11 protein-coding genes are annotated in these 16,265 nt (G+C 64.8%); 9 read left to right on the forward strand and 2 right to left on the reverse strand.

The features are described 5' to 3' along the window. Window positions 1–114: 114 nt before the first annotated feature. Complete coding sequence (locus tag J2X34_RS25770) at window positions 115–1,560, forward strand: flavin-containing monooxygenase (protein WP_429520133.1); 1,446 nt, start codon at window positions 115–117, stop codon at window positions 1,558–1,560. A 30-nt stretch (window positions 1,561–1,590) separates the two neighbouring features. Here J2X34_RS25770 and J2X34_RS25775 read toward each other — a convergent pair whose 3' ends face one another. Continuing rightward, window positions 1,591–2,757, reverse strand: coding sequence for a hypothetical protein (locus J2X34_RS25775; protein ID WP_429520109.1), 1,167 nt, complete (start codon window positions 2,755–2,757; stop codon window positions 1,591–1,593). Window positions 2,758–2,959: 202 nt separating this feature from the next. Between J2X34_RS25775 and J2X34_RS25780 the strand changes: the two genes are divergently transcribed. From J2X34_RS25780 to J2X34_RS25810, 7 genes are all read left to right on the forward strand, one after another. Then, the gene (locus J2X34_RS25780) at window positions 2,960–4,504 is read left to right on the forward strand and encodes a type I restriction-modification system subunit M (protein ID WP_429520110.1); all 1,545 of its coding nucleotides are present in this window, start codon (window positions 2,960–2,962) and stop codon (window positions 4,502–4,504) included. Next, on the forward strand, window positions 4,501–5,676 hold the full coding sequence (locus J2X34_RS25785) for a restriction endonuclease subunit S (RefSeq protein WP_429520111.1): 1,176 nt from the start codon (window positions 4,501–4,503) through the stop codon (window positions 5,674–5,676). The genes J2X34_RS25780 and J2X34_RS25785 overlap by 4 nt, the downstream gene beginning before the upstream one ends. 38 nt (window positions 5,677–5,714) lie before the next feature. Next, on the forward strand, window positions 5,715–7,496 hold the full coding sequence (locus tag J2X34_RS25790; RefSeq protein ID WP_429520134.1) for an AAA family ATPase: 1,782 nt from the start codon (window positions 5,715–5,717) through the stop codon (window positions 7,494–7,496). Next, entirely contained in the window at window positions 7,493–8,602 is a 1,110-nt protein-coding gene (mcrC, locus tag J2X34_RS25795) for a 5-methylcytosine-specific restriction endonuclease system specificity protein McrC (RefSeq protein ID WP_429520112.1), read from the forward strand. Before J2X34_RS25790 ends, mcrC begins: the two co-directional genes overlap by 4 nt. Continuing rightward, complete coding sequence (locus tag J2X34_RS25800; protein ID WP_429520113.1) at window positions 8,595–9,179, forward strand: hypothetical protein; 585 nt, start codon at window positions 8,595–8,597, stop codon at window positions 9,177–9,179. The genes mcrC and J2X34_RS25800 overlap by 8 nt, the downstream gene beginning before the upstream one ends. A gap of 1 nt (window position 9,180) precedes the next feature. Continuing rightward, complete coding sequence (locus tag J2X34_RS25805) at window positions 9,181–9,816, forward strand: DUF6308 family protein (RefSeq protein ID WP_429520114.1); 636 nt, start codon at window positions 9,181–9,183, stop codon at window positions 9,814–9,816. A 176-nt stretch (window positions 9,817–9,992) separates the two neighbouring features. Then, entirely contained in the window at window positions 9,993–11,771 is a 1,779-nt protein-coding gene (locus J2X34_RS25810; RefSeq protein ID WP_429520115.1) for an ATP-binding protein, read from the forward strand. Window positions 11,772–11,843: 72 nt separating this feature from the next. On the opposite strand, the gene J2X34_RS25815 is transcribed toward J2X34_RS25810, so the two are convergent. Then, window positions 11,844–12,413, reverse strand: coding sequence for a hypothetical protein (locus J2X34_RS25815; RefSeq protein WP_429520116.1), 570 nt, complete (start codon window positions 12,411–12,413; stop codon window positions 11,844–11,846). Between the two features lie 366 nt (window positions 12,414–12,779). Here J2X34_RS25815 and J2X34_RS25820 point away from each other — a divergent pair, with 366 nt between their 5' ends. Then, a complete protein-coding gene (locus J2X34_RS25820; protein WP_429520117.1) occupies window positions 12,780–16,235 on the forward strand; it encodes a DEAD/DEAH box helicase family protein in 3,456 nt (1,151 codons plus the stop codon). The last annotated feature ends 30 nt before the right edge of the window (window positions 16,236–16,265 follow it).

Below are 16,265 nucleotides of genomic sequence, written 5' to 3' on the forward strand. Positions count from 1 at the left end.
GGCCACACCCGGACAGATGAGTGACACTGAAAGTGACACATATCTGGGGAGGGTGAAGCTGTGGAGCGGAACACGCAGTACGACGCCGTGATCGTCGGTGCCGGCTTCGGCGGGATGGGTGCGGCGATCGCGCTCAATCGGCTCGGCCTGACGAACCTGGCGATCCTCGAACGCGAGGACGACCTCGGCGGCACGTGGCACGTCAACCGCTACCCGGGCCTGGCCGTGGACATCGCCTCGGTCACCTACTCGTACTCCTTCGAGCCGAATCCGTACTGGTCACGGCTGTTCGCGCCGGGCGCCGAACTCAAGCGGTACGCCGAGCACGTCGCCGACAAGTACGACCTGCGCCGGTACATGCGGTTCCGGACGGTCGTCACCGGCACCTGCTGGGACGAGACCGCCCGGCACTGGGAGGTGTCTCTCGAGAGCGGCGAACAGGTGACCGGGCGCTACCTGCTCACCGCGACCGGATTCCTGTCGCAGCCGCAGCTGCCGGACATCGACGGAATCGACACGTTCTCCGGTCGCGTCCTGCACACCACCGCGTGGGAGGACGGTATCGACCTGGCCGGGTCGCGGGCCGCGATCATCGGTACCGGTGCGACCGCCGTCCAGTTGATCCCCGAGGTCGCCCGGAAGGCGAGCGAACTCACCGTCTACCAGCGCACCCCGATCTGGGTGGTGCCGAAGGCCGACGTTCCGATTCCCGGTGTCGTGCAACGACTCTTCTCGCGTGTTCCGGCGACGCAACGTGTGGCCCGCTTCGTCAGCGACACGATCCTCGAGGGCATCATGGTCAGCGCGGTGCTGCACTACCGGCAGGCGAAGATCCTCAACAAGGGGGCCGCGGCGGCGTCACGGCTGTTCCTGCGCGCACAGGTGCCCGACGCCGATCTGCGCCGCAAACTGACCCCCGACTACGACTTCGGGTGCAAGCGACCCACGTTCTCCAACAGCTACTACCGGACCTTCACGAAGAAGAACGTGAACCTCGAGACGACGTCGATCGCACGGATCGAACCCGACGCGATCGTCACCACCGATGGCCGTCGCACCGAGATCGACACCCTGATCCTGGCAACCGGGTTCAACCTGTGGGACGTGAACTTCCCTGCCATCGAGGTCATCGGACGCGACGGCCTCAACCTCGGGAAATGGTGGCGCGACAACCGCTTCCAGGCGTACGAGGGCGTCGCGGTGCCGAAGTTCCCGAACTTCCTCACCCTCGCGAGCCCGTACTCGTACAGCGGCCTGTCGTACTTCACCACGATCGAGTCGCAGATGGCGCACATGACGCGACTCCTGACCGAGATGCGCCGCCGGAGCACCGACGTCTTCGAGGTGACCGAGGACGCCAACGCCCGGTTCCTCGACCGGATGACGGCGAACCTCGACGACTCCGTCTTCTACGGTGGCAGATGCGGCTCGGCGCGGTCGTACTACTTCAACCAACACGGTGAGGCCGCCCTGCTGCGTCCGACGTCGACGGCCAACGCGTTCACGGAGGCGCGGAGCTTCCCGCTCGACGACTATCGGATGGGGTCGCCGAGCGCCTGACGGAAGGGCCGTCGAGTCGGTGCGGCTGTGTCAATCCTGACCCGCGGGGGCACGTAGACCGCTCATACCGGTGACCGTGTCGAACCAGTCGCGGATCCGATTGGTCCGCTGCGTCCAGCGATTATGGTCCTGAGGGTTCGTTCGTCGGGCCTGTTGGTTTGCGAGGTCGCGAACGATGCTGCGGTATACGTTCGGCTTCGCGGTCCAGCCGGGAAAGCCGCACCGCACTCCCTTGGCCAGCGCGAAGCCGATCAGGATTGGCGGGACGATCAGGGTCAGGGCTATCCCGCCGGCGAGCGATGTGGTGTCTGCGAGTGCGAGGCTTAGTGCGAGGAGTACATAGGTGAGACTCCCGATCAGCGAGGTCATCAGAGCATTCGTGAAGCGGCGAGTGACGAAGTGCCGCACGGTTCCGTAGATCGTGTAGATCGCAAGGAGGGTCGTGAACAGAGCCGTACCCGCCGTCACTGCCAGAGCGCGCCACCAGTGGACCGGGTGATCGTCTGCAACTGCTCGGAACGACCAGAGCGCGATGAGTGGAAGTGCGGCGGCGAGGACGATCGAAGCGATGTCCAGCGCCGTCCACAGAGCCAGGCGCGTTCGGACCGTGCGATTCGGCTCGGACCACCGGTCGGCCACTGCGGTCAGTGCCCGAATCTTGACTCGCTCTTCTGCTTCCGGAATGCGTCGCTGGACCGGGATGTCCTTACCGATCAGGGGAGCGACGTCGCTGCTCACCACTGACAGTATGAATGCGCCTGCGAGCAACACCGGAGAGAAGAGGGTTACTTTGCTGGGTGCGTCGTGGAACAGAACAGCGAGGCCCACAAGTACGGCGATATTTCCGGTGGCCATGCCGCAGATCGAGAGGTAGCGCCGGCGTGTGTGCGCGACGACATCGCTTATCTCCGTGGAGCGTCCTGCCCAGACGGCCACGTTGAGTGCGATGACGATCGTGGCGAGGACGGCCATGACCGCCGCACCGGACTCAGGGGCGAGAGTGAGCTCCAGCTGCGGCTCAGGTGAGGCGTCCGCGCCCGTGGTCGAGAGCCAGCGGCTCACCCACATCACGGCGGCGAAAAGTGCGTAGATGGTCAGCGAGATCGTGATCTGTCTGGCAATGCGATACCAGAATTGGCGGTGTTCTCGTGTCACCGCGTGGGCGATTGCGAGTTCGTCGTCGGTGTTGTCGTTCATCGTTCTCCTGAACACGGTGGATCGCGCGCCGTGATTTCCGGCAGCGGATGCCCCTCCGGTGAGAAGCCGAACAGAATGGCACGGATCACTGACATGTTTGGTCGGCCGGACGAGCGGATAGGCATCCACGAGGGCTGTCGGTGGCTGGGTCTATACAGTTCTGTTGGTCGTCGTCGAGCAGAACAGGCAGGTAGCGGTACCCGTGATCACTGGTGAGATCAAAAGTAAAGTCGACGCCGTCTGGGACGCGTTCTGGACCGGCGGCATCTCCAACCCGCTCGAGGTGATGGAGCAGATCACGTATCTGCTGTTCATTCGGCGGCTCGACGATGAGCAGACCCTCGCGCTCAGCCGCGCCAACATGCTCGGCACACCGGTCACCGGCAATCCCTTCCCGGTCGGCACCGACGAGCAGGGCCGCGACTACGACGAGCTGCGCTGGTCGCGGATGAAGAACATGTCCGCCGACGAGGCGTTCGCCGTCGTCGATCAGCGGGTGTTCCCCTTCATCAAGACCATGCGCGGCGACGACTCCACCTATGCGCACTTCATGAAGGACGCGCGGCTGACGATCCCCAACGCGGGCATGTTGCAGCGGGTGATCGACCGCCTCGACCAGGTGCCAATGGGCGATCTGGATACTAAGGGTGACATCTACGAGTATCTGCTCGCGAAGATCGCCAGCGCCGGCCAGAACGGGCAGTTCCGCACGCCGAGGCACATCATCCAGCTGATGGTCGAGATGATGGCGCCCAAGCCCGGCGACCGGATCGTGGACCCGGCATCCGGTACCTGCGGCTTCCTCGTGGTGGCGAGCGAGTACATGCGCGCCAATCACGCCGACGCGATCGCGTCGGGCGCGGGCCGGGAGCAGTATCACCACGACATGTTCCACGGCTTCGACTTCGACAACACGATGCTGCGAATCGGCTCGATGAACATGCTGCTACACGGGGTGGAGCAGCCCGACGTCCGGTATCGGGACTCGTTGGCGGAGGCCAACACCGGTGATGCGGGCGCGTACTCGCTGATCCTGGCCAATCCTCCGTTCGCGGGTTCGCTGGACTACGAGAACACCGCGAAGGATCTGCAGCAGATCGTCAAGACGAAGAAGACCGAGCTGCTGTTCCTGGCGCTGTTCCTGCGGCTGCTCAAGCCGGGCGGTCGTGCTGCGGTGATCGTGCCGGACGGCGTCTTGTTCGGTTCGTCGAAGGCGCACAAGGAACTTCGTCGGATCCTGGTCGAGGACCAGAAGCTCGATGCGGTGGTGAAGCTGCCGTCGGGCGTGTTCAAGCCGTATGCGGGTGTGTCGACGGCGATCCTGTTCTTCACCAAGACCGAGTCGGGCGGCACCGACAACGTCTGGTTCTACGACGTCCAGGCCGATGGGTACTCGCTGGACGATCGACGAAACGCTCTGCTCGACGAGGACAAGCTCGGGGTGTCGGCGGTGCTCGACGAGTCGGAGCACGAGAAGAACAATCTGCCGGATGTGTTGCGGCGCTGGGCCGATCGCGAAGGTTCCGAGATCGATCGCGCGCGGACGGAGCAGAGCTTCTGCGTGCCGAAGGACGACATCGCGGCGCAGGGGTACGACCTGTCGCTGAATCGGTACAAGGAGATCGTCCACGAGGAGATCGAGCACCGGGCGCCGGAGGTGATTCTCGACGAACTGGAGCGGATCGAGAAGGAGATCGGTGACGGCATGGCGCAGCTACGGGAGATGCTGGCGGGGGGCGCCCAGTGACGAAATGGCCAACGGTGATGCTGGGAGATATCGCCGATATGAATCCACGACTTCGCGAATCGCTTGCGCCGGATCAACCCGTCTCATTCCTCGGCATGGCTGACGCTTCGGAGGATGGGACAACCACCGAGGGTGTGGAGCGTCCGTTCGATGATGTGCGACGGGGATTCACTCCTTTTGAATCGGGCGACATCCTCGTTGCGAAGATCACGCCGTGTTTCCAGAACGGCAAGATCGTCCAGGCCTCAACGGCCCGGCCATACGGTTTCGGGTCGACGGAGTTCCATGTCTTGCGGTCAAAGAACGATCAGCTCGACCACCGATACGGCCTGCATTTCCTTCGGCAGGAGTGGATTCGCATCGATGGGGAACGCAGGATGACCGGTAGCGGCGGCCAGCGTCGCGTTCCGGCCGACTTCCTCAAGTCGCTGGCGATTCCGATGCCGTCGATTGCAGAGCAGCGCCGAATCGCCGCGATCCTCGACCACGCCGACGCCCTCCGCGCCAAGCGCCGCGATGCCCTCACTCGCTTCGACGAGTTGACCCAGTCGATTTTCACCGACATGTTCGACGATGGCCGCGGGGACGACGGGTCGCCAGTCCGCAAACTCGGTGACGTTGCTCTGCAAGTTACTGATGGAGAACACCAGACGCCGAAGCGGGCATCAGCGGGCATCCTCCTCCTATCTGCCCGGAATGTTCAGCACGGGACACTTGATCTCACAGATGTTGACTACGTTGGAGAAGCTGAGTACGAGAGAATAAGTCGACGCTGCAATCCGACGGCGGGGGACATCCTTATTTCGTGCTCTGGCTCGATTGGTCGAGTAGCAGTCGTTCCTGATATGGCGCCTTTCTCATTGGTGCGCAGCGTTGCACTTGTTCGTTTCTCGAGTGAGTGGGTGCTGCCAGAGTTCGCGATGCACTATCTGCGAACCCCGCGAATGCAGGCGATGATGCAGCAGCGCGCGAACGCGTCAAGTCAGGCGAATCTCTTCCAAGGCCCGATTCGCGAACTTCCAATGCTTGTGCCGCCCATCGCGACACAGCGGGCCTTTGTGGAGCGCGTCGGACAAATCGAAATGGTGCAGAGTGCTCACCGCGCTGCGCTCGCCGAACTCGACGCCCTCTTCGCCTCTCTTCAGTCCCGAGCGTTCCGAGGTGAATTGTGATCCCTGGCTACGAGAGTGCGATTCTCCCCGCCTGGCCGGTGTTCGTCCGTCCAACGCTTGTGGTGCTATCGGACGGCCAGACATGGCGAACCGCCGACCTACGCGAGGCCGTCGCCGATGCGATGCAGCTGACCGACGGTCAGCGTGAGGAGCGTCTGAACTCCGGCCAGAGTCGCGCCGAGAACCGTGTCGGGTGGGCGCTGTCGATGCTGAAACGCGCGGGTGCGGTTACCCAGGTTCGCAACGGCTACTCCGAGATCACCGACTTCGGGCATCAACTTCTCGCCGAGCATCCGGAGATGATCACCGAGGCGGATCTCGTCGCCGTCCCGGCCTTTCAGGAATACGTTCCCAAGCCGCGCAAGGCTTCTCCGAAGGACGCAATCGAGGACGGGCCGTCGTACTGGTTCGTCGGTGCGTACTACTACGGGGAGGCGGTCGAGGACCTGACCGATACCTTCGTGGAGGAGGGTATCTGGCGCAACGGCTACGAGGACAAGTATCTCGACGAGGTCCAGTCGATCGAAGTTGGCGAACGCATCGCCATCAAGGCCGCCTATACCCGCCTCTACGACCTGCCATTCGAGGCCAATGGAAACAAGGTCTCGGTGATGGCAGTCAAAGCGACTGGAACGGTCACCCGGAACCACGGCGACGGTCGCACCCTCGACGTGGAATGGGATTCGCGAGAGCCGATTCGGGAGTGGTACTTCTACACGAACCAGCGGACGGTGTGGAAGATCCAGCCGGGCGACTGGCGGACGGATGCGCTCATCGACTTCGCATTCGAGGGCATCGAACAGGACATCGATCGTTTCCGCAACGCTCCGTACTGGGTCGATCGCTTCGGCGACGACGCCGGCCTCGCCGAGGCGCCCGACGTGGACGACGAGATCGGTGCGGACGACGAGGAACTGCAGGGCGCCCAGCAGGGCTACACGCTCGCCGACATCGTCGCCGACGGCTGCTTCGTCCCCGCCCCGGTGCTCGGCGACTACCTGGATGCCCTGCGTATCAAGAAGAACCTCATCCTGCAGGGCCCGCCCGGCACCGGCAAGACCTGGCTCGCCAAGCGCCTCGGCTACGCCCTCATCGGTGGCAAGGATCGGAACCTGCTGCGCGCCATCCAGTTCCATCCCACCCTGGCGTACGAGGACTTCATCCGAGGATGGCGGCCCAGCGGCGACGGCAAGCTGCAGCTCGAGGACGGCATCTTCCTCGACATCGTCAATGCCGCCCAGGCCGACCCCGGGCACAATCACGTCGTCGTCATCGAGGAGATCAACCGCGGCAACCTCGCCCAGATCTTCGGTGAACTGCTCACGCTCCTCGAGAACAGCAAACGGACACCCGACGAGGCCCTCGAACTGTCCTACCGCCGCCCCGGCGAACCGCCCACGTACCTGCCCGAGAACCTCTACATCATTGGCACCATGAACCTCGCCGACCGCTCCCTCGCGATCGTCGACTTCGCGCTCCGCCGCCGCTTCGCCTTCCGCAACCTCGAACCCAACCTCAATGAGGCGTGGCGCCGCTGGGTGTCCGAGCACAACGGCATCCCCGACGCCTTCCTCGCCGCGCTGGCGCACCGCATCGACGCGCTCAACGACAGCATCGCGGCGGACCGCTCGCTCGGCGACCAGTACCGGATCGGGCACAGCTTCTTCACGCCGTCCGGCAAGACCCGCATCGGCGACCCGGACAGCTGGCTGCGGCAGGTGGTGGACTCCGAGATCCGTCCGCTGCTCGACGAGTACTGGTTCGACGACCCGGAGCGCGTGCGGAAGGAAGCGGAGGCACTGCTCGGGTATCCGCTGTGACCGGCGTGATCGTCAGCGGCCGCACCCGGATCCCGGTCCGGAACCTGTGGCTGCTGATGCTGTACGCGTCGAGCCTGTACCGGGCCGACGAGTCGCTGCGCCGCGGCGGCGTCGAAGAGAATCCGGAAGACCTGTGCGACGTGGTCGCCGAGATCCTCGCCGACGCCGTCGAGACCCGGCTGCAGCGCACCCTCGGCCAGGCCTACAGGCCGCGCCGCGCCGCGCTCACCCGGGTGCGGGGCCAGATCGACGTGCTCGAGACGACGACCCGACAACTCCTCTCCCGCGGTCGCGTCGCGTGCCGGTTCACCGAACTGTCCGTGGACAATCCGCGGAACCGGCTGATGCGCACCGCCCTCGCCGTCGCTGCGGGACGGGTGCGCAGCGAACGACTCTCGGCGCGGTGCCGCCGGCTCGCCGCCACCCTCGTCCAGGCCGGCGTCTCGCCCCGGCCCATCAGACGGGGCGATGTCGTCGGCGTCGTCCTCGGCCGCAACGAGGCGACCGACGTGTCTGCCGTCGACGCCGCGAAACTGATTCTGGCGATGGATATTCCGACCGAGGAGGACGGATCCGGTCACCGCTGGGCGGCATCGCGGGACGTCGCCGAGATGCGTCGCCTCTATGAGGCCGCGGTGCGCGGGTTCTATCGCGCCACCCTCACCGCGCCGTGGCAGGTGCATGCGGGCGAGAAGACGCTCCGCTGGCCTACCGAGGAGGCGACGAGCCGGGTGCGTCAGATCCTGCCGGTGATGCGGGCCGACACCATCCTCGAGACCGTCGACCGGCGGATCGTCGTCGAGACCAAGTTCACCGACGCGCTCAAGTCCAACCGGTACGGCGCCCTCAAACTCGCTCGTGGACACGTCTTTCAGCTGTACGCCTACATCCAGTCGCAGCACGAGCAGGACGCGCTCGCCGCCACCGCTGAGGGGGTGCTGCTGTATACGACGGTGGGGGAGCACCTCGACGAGTCGGTCCGCATTCAGGGCCACCGCTACCGTTTCCTCACCGTCGACCTCGCCGGCAGCGCCGTCGACATCCGTGCCGCACTTGCCGCGGTCACGGACGAACCCACCATCGAACTCGAGGACAGTCATGAGTGAAATCCATCCGGCGGCAAGCGACGAGAACTTCGAACGGCTGCGCCAGGAACCGTTCTTCGAGGTGGTGGTCGACCTGATCGCCGGTTATCTTTCGTCCGCATTCGACGACGCGGCGTCGGGCGAGGTGGACAAATGGACGCTGACGTGCCTTCCGACGACGAACAAGACCGGCGAGAGCGAACGTCTCTTCACCCTCAACATCGGACCGATGGAGGTGCTCTACGTGGAGCGGTACACGGAGAACGGCGAGACCGTCGACTACCGCACCGTGCTGTACACGTCGTTGTCCGAGCTGATGCGCGGCACCGGGTACAGCCTCGACGGCCTCACGATGGCAAACCCGTTGCTGCGCTTCCGGAAGACTGACTTGGCCTCCGCGGACGGCGACGGTGTGGTGATCGACTGGTTCCTCTCCGACGAGGGCGCGGACGACCAGTTCTTCGAGCTTCCCCTCGACGAGACGACCATCCGCCCGCTCGCCGAGCGACTTGTCGGCAAGGGTCGAGGCCCGTACGCGCAATATCACAATCGACGGTTCGCGCAGCATGTGCTCGACGTGATGACAGAAGAGGCCTGACATGACGATTCGTCTTCCGAAGGTCCTCGCGTCCGGTGACGACGGCGCCGCAGTCGAGGTGTTGCAGCAGTACTTCCGCGCGCCGTGGGTGAAGACCGGCCGGCTGCGCAGCGGCGCGCTGTGGGACGAATGGGATTCCAGCGGAACCCGCGAGCGCGACGTCGACGTCTTCACCGCCGACGACCTGGTCGCCGTCACCCTGCTCTCGGTTGCGGTATCCCCGGACGGCGCCGACATCATCCTGCGCGAGCGCCGCGACGAGTTCGCCGAGCTGCTGCGGGAGGTCGGCCCCGACCGCGACCTCGTCGACGAGGCCGACGAGATGACCCCAGAGTCGCCGGCGTGGCGGCTGGAGACGGCGCTGTGGACGGTCCCCAGCGTCGGGCGGACCGTGGCGTCGAAGCTGATCGCGCGCAAGCGGCCGCGGCTGTACCCCATCTACGACCGCGTCGTCGGCGAGGTTCTCGACACCAAGAAGGCGCACCTCAACCCTGTCCGGCAGGCCCTGCGGGACAACGACCGCGAACTGCACAACCGGCTCGTCGCGTTGCGGGAACGGGCGGAGTTGCCGGCCGCGGTCCCGGCCATCCGGATTCTCGACGTGCTTGCGTGGATGCAACTGAAGGCGCCGGGCTGAGCGCTCGACTCGATCGCAGCTCTGCGCACCGCTGTGCACAGGAGTGCCTATTTGAATGCACAGCTGACCTCCTCATGAGCGAGACGAGCCTGAATCGGCGACGAATTTCAGGCGAAAAGTACGTCTTGAACAGGAAATATACACAAATAGTCACAAATATAGAATGGAGTGTGTAGGTGGACTATCCTGTGGACATGTCGTGGACAGCGGAGCGGCTACAGGACGTCCTGGCGGATCTGCGGACGCGCGGCGGTGATCGTACGGAGATCGAAGTGAAGCGCGCCTCTGGTGGGTGTCCCGGTTTGGCCGAGACTCTCTGCGCCTTCGGCAACATGCCCGAAGGCGGCACCATCCTGCTCGGAATCGACGAGGCACGGGACTTCGAGGTCGTCGGTGTGACGTCCGTGGCTGACATCGAGAAGGGGGTTGCGTCACAAGCGAGAAACGCCGTCGCGCCACCCGTCAACGTCACGTTCGAGCATGCGATCGTCGACGGCCGCGATGTTGTGATTGCCGGTGTGGCCGGGCTTCCCGACTCCGACCGGCCGTGTCGACTCGTCAGAGGCGGTGCTGCTTACCTACGGCAGGGCGACGGGGACTATCGGATGTCGGATCAGGAAGTAGCGCAACTGATTGCGCTCCGAAACCGGCCACGATACGACGCGGATGCGGTGCAGGGATCGTCGACGACGGATCTCGACAAGCGGTTGGTGACGTTGTTTCTGTCGGAAGCGAGATCGTCGTCACGACGGCTTGCGGACGCCACGGACGGCCAGATCCTCCGATGGAAAGGCGTGACTGCATCGGACGGCACGACTCTGACGATTGCTGGGCTGTACGCACTGGGGCAGTTTCCTCAGCAGTTCGCCCCGTCGCTGGCCATCACCGCCGCGGTCGAACTACCTGATCGCACGGAAGGCCGCACACGTGATCTCGTCCATCTGGACGGGCCGATTCCCGAAATGCTCGATCATGCGATGGAGTGGGTGCGTCGTAACACTCGCAGCGTCATTCGATACGGCGCCGACGGTCACGGGGTCAACCAGAGTGAGATTCCGATGATCGCCGTCCGTGAGCTGATCGCAAACGCGCTCGTACACCGTGATCTCGGTCCACACACGCAGAGCAAGCGGGTGGAGATCCGTTTGCGGGACGACAAGCTGATCATCGCGAACCCGGGTGGCCTCTGGGGGATCAGCCGAGACCAACTCGGAATGCCGACAGGTAAGTCGGCGGTCAACGAGTTCCTATACGAGATCTGCAAACTGACGAGAACGACGATGGGGAACCGTGTTGTCGAGGGCGAAGGGGGTGGGATTCGAGAAGTGCGATCCGCACTGCGCCAGGCAGGGATGCGTCCTCCGGAGTTCCATGACACCGGCGTCAGGTTCACCGCCATCGTGCCGCGCCATGCCCTGCTGTCACCCGATGACCTGTCCTGGTTGGCGGCCGTTGTCAAGGATGCGCCGCTGTCGGACGTGCAGCGGCAGATCCTCGCATCCATGCGGCATGGGCAGGAGTGGACGAATTCGTTTGTGCGAGAGGAGTTCGCACCGATCTACTCGGTTGCCGCCCGCGCAGTGTTGCAGGGCCTGGTCGCCGCGGGATTCGCTGCGGCGAGCGGAGATCGGGGCGGCACCACTTATCATCTTGCGCCGAACCTTGTCGAAGGAAACGAGCGGACCGTGCCCACTGTCGAGATCCTCGACAACCCGGTTGCCGCGTCCGAGGTGTCTGCGCCAGGGGCGCCGGCCAACTTGATTGCGATCTCGTCCAATGCGTCCACCATCTGGGACGCGCTCGATCAGCCCAGGTCCGTCCGAGAGTTGACAGAGGTGACAGGACTCGGGGCGCATCAGGTCAGGTATGCGCTTGCCAAGATGGTCGACAATGGAATCGTTCACGTCGACGGCGGCCCGGGGCGCCGAGGTACCCGATATCGCCGTAGCTCTTGACAACTCGGAACGTACAAACCTGGCTCGCCCGACCCCGCCACGCATGGCAGCGGGGCCGGTTCTGGGCTGGGGTCAGCTCACCAACGTCCAAGTGCCACAACGCTTGCTGGTGAACGCGATGTCGCCCGGCTGGATGGTGACGACGGCCGGACCGTTCTCGTTACCGTTGGCGAGGATCTCGTCGAAGTCGCCGCTCGTGCCGCTGGACCGCTGCCAGTAGCAGCTGGACGTCCCGCTGTTGCGGTACGTGCCGGGGTTGATGTCCTTGCCGACGAGGAAGATGCCGTCGCCCTTGATCGTGTTCTTCGCGGCAGCCTGTTCCTTCGGCAGCAGTTCCCGCTCGCGGCGAGCGATGTCGGCGCTCTGCTTGTCGAGTTGCGACTTGCGGGAGTCGAGTGCGGTGGTCTCGGAGTCCTTGCGCGCCTGCAGATCCTGCTCCTGCTTCGCGACGGTCTGCTCGCGGGCCTCGACGGCTTTCGTTCGCTCACCGGTCGGGTCGGATGCCCCGGCGGCACCGATACCCACGCCGGCGAGCAGCGCCGCGATCAGCGCGACGATCCACGGCCAGCGGCGGCGTTTGGCGGGCTTCGAGGGTGCAGCGTTCGGGACGGTGAGATCGGGTGTGAAGGTGTGACCGGTCATGTCGAGCTCCTGTAACGGGAAGTGGCACCGCGGGTTCGGAGGTCCGATGTACCGCGGCGCGCCCTCGACGTTCCCGAGAGCCGGACAGACTGACAGACACCACCGACAGGATCGGCGTCGTGCAGGCGCCGCATCGTCAACGGTGCTGCTCCGGTATGGCGGGCGGGGTCGTTGCTGGACCGGCGCGGGGTTCCTCCCGCAATCTCTGCAGTGATCATCCTTGGATCAGGAACCAGTCGATCAAAGTTTGGTGTCTCAAACCTTGATCAATGGGCATTGATGAGAGGTTTCTCGGCCGTGTCCGGTTCGGTCGGAGCCCTGTGTCAAGATCACCGGACAGGTGTTACATGGGGAGGACGAGTGTCGATGGCGGGGAATTTCGACTTTCTGCAGGCAGAGTGGCCGACACTGCACGCGGAGGCGCGTAAGGCCGAGCGGGACGCGCTGTTCGACGCCCGCACCACGTGTTTCTACGCCCGCCGTACCGTCGAGCTGACGGTCAAGTGGCTGTACCAGGTGGAGTCGCTGCAGGAGCCGTACAAGAGCGATCTGTCGGCGAAGCTCCACGACCCGGCCTTCGTCGCGGTCATCGGTTACGCCCTCCAGACGAAGATGAACCTCATCCGCAAGCTGGGCAATGCCGCGGTGCACGAGGCCCGCCCGGTGCCGCCGGATGCCGGACGCAAGGCGCTGGTCGAACTGTTCCACGTGCTGTCGTGGCTGGCCCGCAGGTATGCGACGCAGCCGGCCAGCAAGCCGTCGCCGCAGCAGCAGTTCGATCCCGGCCTGCTCCCGAAGCCGGGCGGCGGGGCCGTCGTCGCGAAGACCGTCGCGCAGCTGAAGAAGCTCGAAGGCGACATGGCCGCCAAGGATGCCCTGCTCGAGAAATCCGAGGCCGAGAAGCTCGATCTGGCAGCGCAGTTGGCGGCCCGTGACGCCGAGAAGCAGGCCTCCGATCTGGAGAAGGCGACGCTCGAACAGCTCGTCGCCGAACTCAAGGCGCAGGTCGCCGAGGCGCAGGCGGCCAGCGCGGCCGTGCTGGACACCCACGACTACGACGAGGCGCAGACCCGGCGAGACCTCATCGACCTGTTGCTCCATGAATCGGGGTGGCCGCTCGACCGGGCGCGCGATCGCGAGTTTCCCGTCCAGGGCATGCCCGACGGCAAGAACGGCTTCGTCGACTACGTGCTGTGGGGCGACGACGGTCTGCCGCTCGCGGTGGTCGAGGCCAAGCGCACCTCCAAGGATCCGCGGGTGGGGCAGCACCAGGCCAAGCTGTACGCCGACTGCCTCGAACTGCAGACGGGGCGACGCCCGATCATCTACTACACCAATGGATTCGATCACCACATCTGGGACGACACCCGGTACCCACCGCGGCCGATCGAAGGGTTCCAGACCCGCGACGAACTGGCGCTGATGGTCCAGCGTCGAACGTCCCGTAAGCAGTTGGCCACGATCGAGGTGCCCAAGCACATCGCGGGACGGCCCTATCAGGAGCGCGCCATCCGCCGCGTCGCTGAGCATTTCGAGAGCGACAACCAGCGTGCGGCCCTGCTGGTGATGGCCACTGGGTCCGGCAAGACCCGTACCGTCGTCGCGCTCACCGACATGCTGATGCGGGCCAACTGGGCCAAGCGGGTGCTCTTCCTCGCCGACCGCAAGGCGCTCGTGAAGCAGGCGGTCAACGCCTTCAAAACGCACCTGCCGGACTCGGCGCCGGTGAACCTGTTGACCGACAAGAACACCGAGGGCCGCGTCTATGTCTCGACCTACCCGACGATGATGGGCCTGATCAACGAGGTCGACGGAGGAGAGCGGCGGTTCGGTCCCGGCCACTTCGACCTCGTGGTGATCGACGAGGCGCACCGTTCGGTGTACCAGAAGTACCGCCACATCTTCTCGTATTTCGACTCGCTGCTGCTGGGGCTCACGGCGACCCCGAAGGATCAGGTCGACTACAACACCTACTCGTTGTTCAATCTTGAAACAGGTGTCCCCACAGACGATTACAGTCTGGAACAGGCCATCGCCGACAAGTTCCTGGTGCCCCCGCGTGCGGTGACGGTGCCGCTGGCCTTCCCGCAGCAGGGCATCAAGTACGAGAACCTCAGCGACGAGGAGAAACAGCGGTGGGAGGATCTCGACTGGGGTGACGACGTCGTCGAGGCCGCGATTCCCGACGGCGTGGACGCCGAGGTCGTCAACAAGTGGCTGTTCAACACCGACACCGTCGACAAGGTGCTCGAGATCCTGATGACGCAGGGGCACAAGGTCGAAGGCGGTGACCGGCTCGGCAAGACGATCGTCTTCGCGAAGAATCAGCGGCACGCCGACTTCATCGCCGAGCGCTTCGACGCGAACTATCCGGAGTTCAAGGGTGCGTTCGCGCAGGTGATCACCCATTCGGTGGTCCAGAACCAGGACCTGATCGACCAGTTCTCGCAGCGCGACAAGGAACCGCAGATCGCGATCTCCGTCGACATGCTCGACACCGGCATCGACGTCCCCGAGGTGGTGAACCTCGTCTTCTTCAAGCCCGTCCGCGCCCGGTCGAAGTTCTGGCAGATGGTGGGCCGCGGTACCCGGCTCTGCGAGGACCTGTACGGGCCGGGTCGGGACAAGACCGACTTCTTCATCTTCGACGTGTGCGGGAACTTCGAGTTCTTCAGCGCCCACCCGGATGCCGCGGAGGGCACGCCGGCGGCGTCGCTGTCGCACCGCCTGTTCGCCACCCGGACCGAACTGATTGCGGCACTGGGCAAGAGCGGTGCGGACGTCGATCTGCGTTCGGACACCGCCGACATGCTGCACCGGCAGGTGCAGGGTATGCGGTTGGACAACTTCATCGTCCGCGCGAAACGACGTCAGGTGGAGAAGTACGCCGACCGGGCGGAGTGGGACTCGCTCTCCGAGCAGAGGGTCGCCGAGATCATCGAGAACCTCGCACCGCTGCCGACCACGGTGCGCGATACCGACGAGCTGGCCAAGAGGTTCGACCTGATCGTCCTGCACGGCCAGTTGGCGGTCGTGTACGCCGACGGCACCCTGCCCAAGTTCGAGGCGCCGATCCGGCAGATCGCCGACGGCCTGCTCGACGAGGGGCTGAACATCCCGAAGGTCAAGGCGAAGGAGGCGCTGCTGCGTGAGGTGGCGGGTGACGAGTGGTGGCAGGACGTCACGCTGCCGATGCTCGAACACGCGCGCCGCGAACTGCGCTCCATCGTCGGACTGCTCGAGAAGAAGAAGCGGACGATCGTCTACACCGACTTCAAGGACACCCTCGGTGATGTCGTCGAGGTCGATATGCCTGTGCTTCGGTCGGGCACCGATGTGGAGCGGTTCACCGCGAAGGTGCGCGACTACCTGCGGCGGCAGCCCGACAACCTGGCGCTGTCGAAGGTCCGCCACGGCAAACCGCTCACGACCGCGGACCTCGCCTCGCTCGAGGAGATGCTCGCCCGCAGTGGTGCCGGTGAGCCGGAGGATCTGGAACGCGCGGTCGAGAATGCCAAGGGACTGGCCCGATTCATCCGCTCACTCGTGGGCCTTGATCAGCAGTCCGCCGCCGAGGCGTTCGCGGAGTTCCTGCACGGCAAGACCGCGACGGCGGACCAGATCGATTTCGTGAATCTGATCATCTCCCACCTGACACGGCACGGCGAGATGGATCCGTCGCTGCTGTTCGAGTCGCCGTTCACCGACAAGGCGCCGCACGGACCCGGGCAGGTATTCGGCGACGACCAGGTGATGCGCCTGGTCCAGGTGATCCGGTCGATCAACGAGTCCGTCGACACCACCGACGCCGCCAGCGCCTGATCCGACCCGCGGCTGTCCCCAGCAGTCACG

Source organism: Rhodococcus sp. BE178 (genome assembly GCF_050433545.1).
Classification (GTDB): domain Bacteria; phylum Actinomycetota; class Actinomycetes; order Mycobacteriales; family Mycobacteriaceae; genus Prescottella.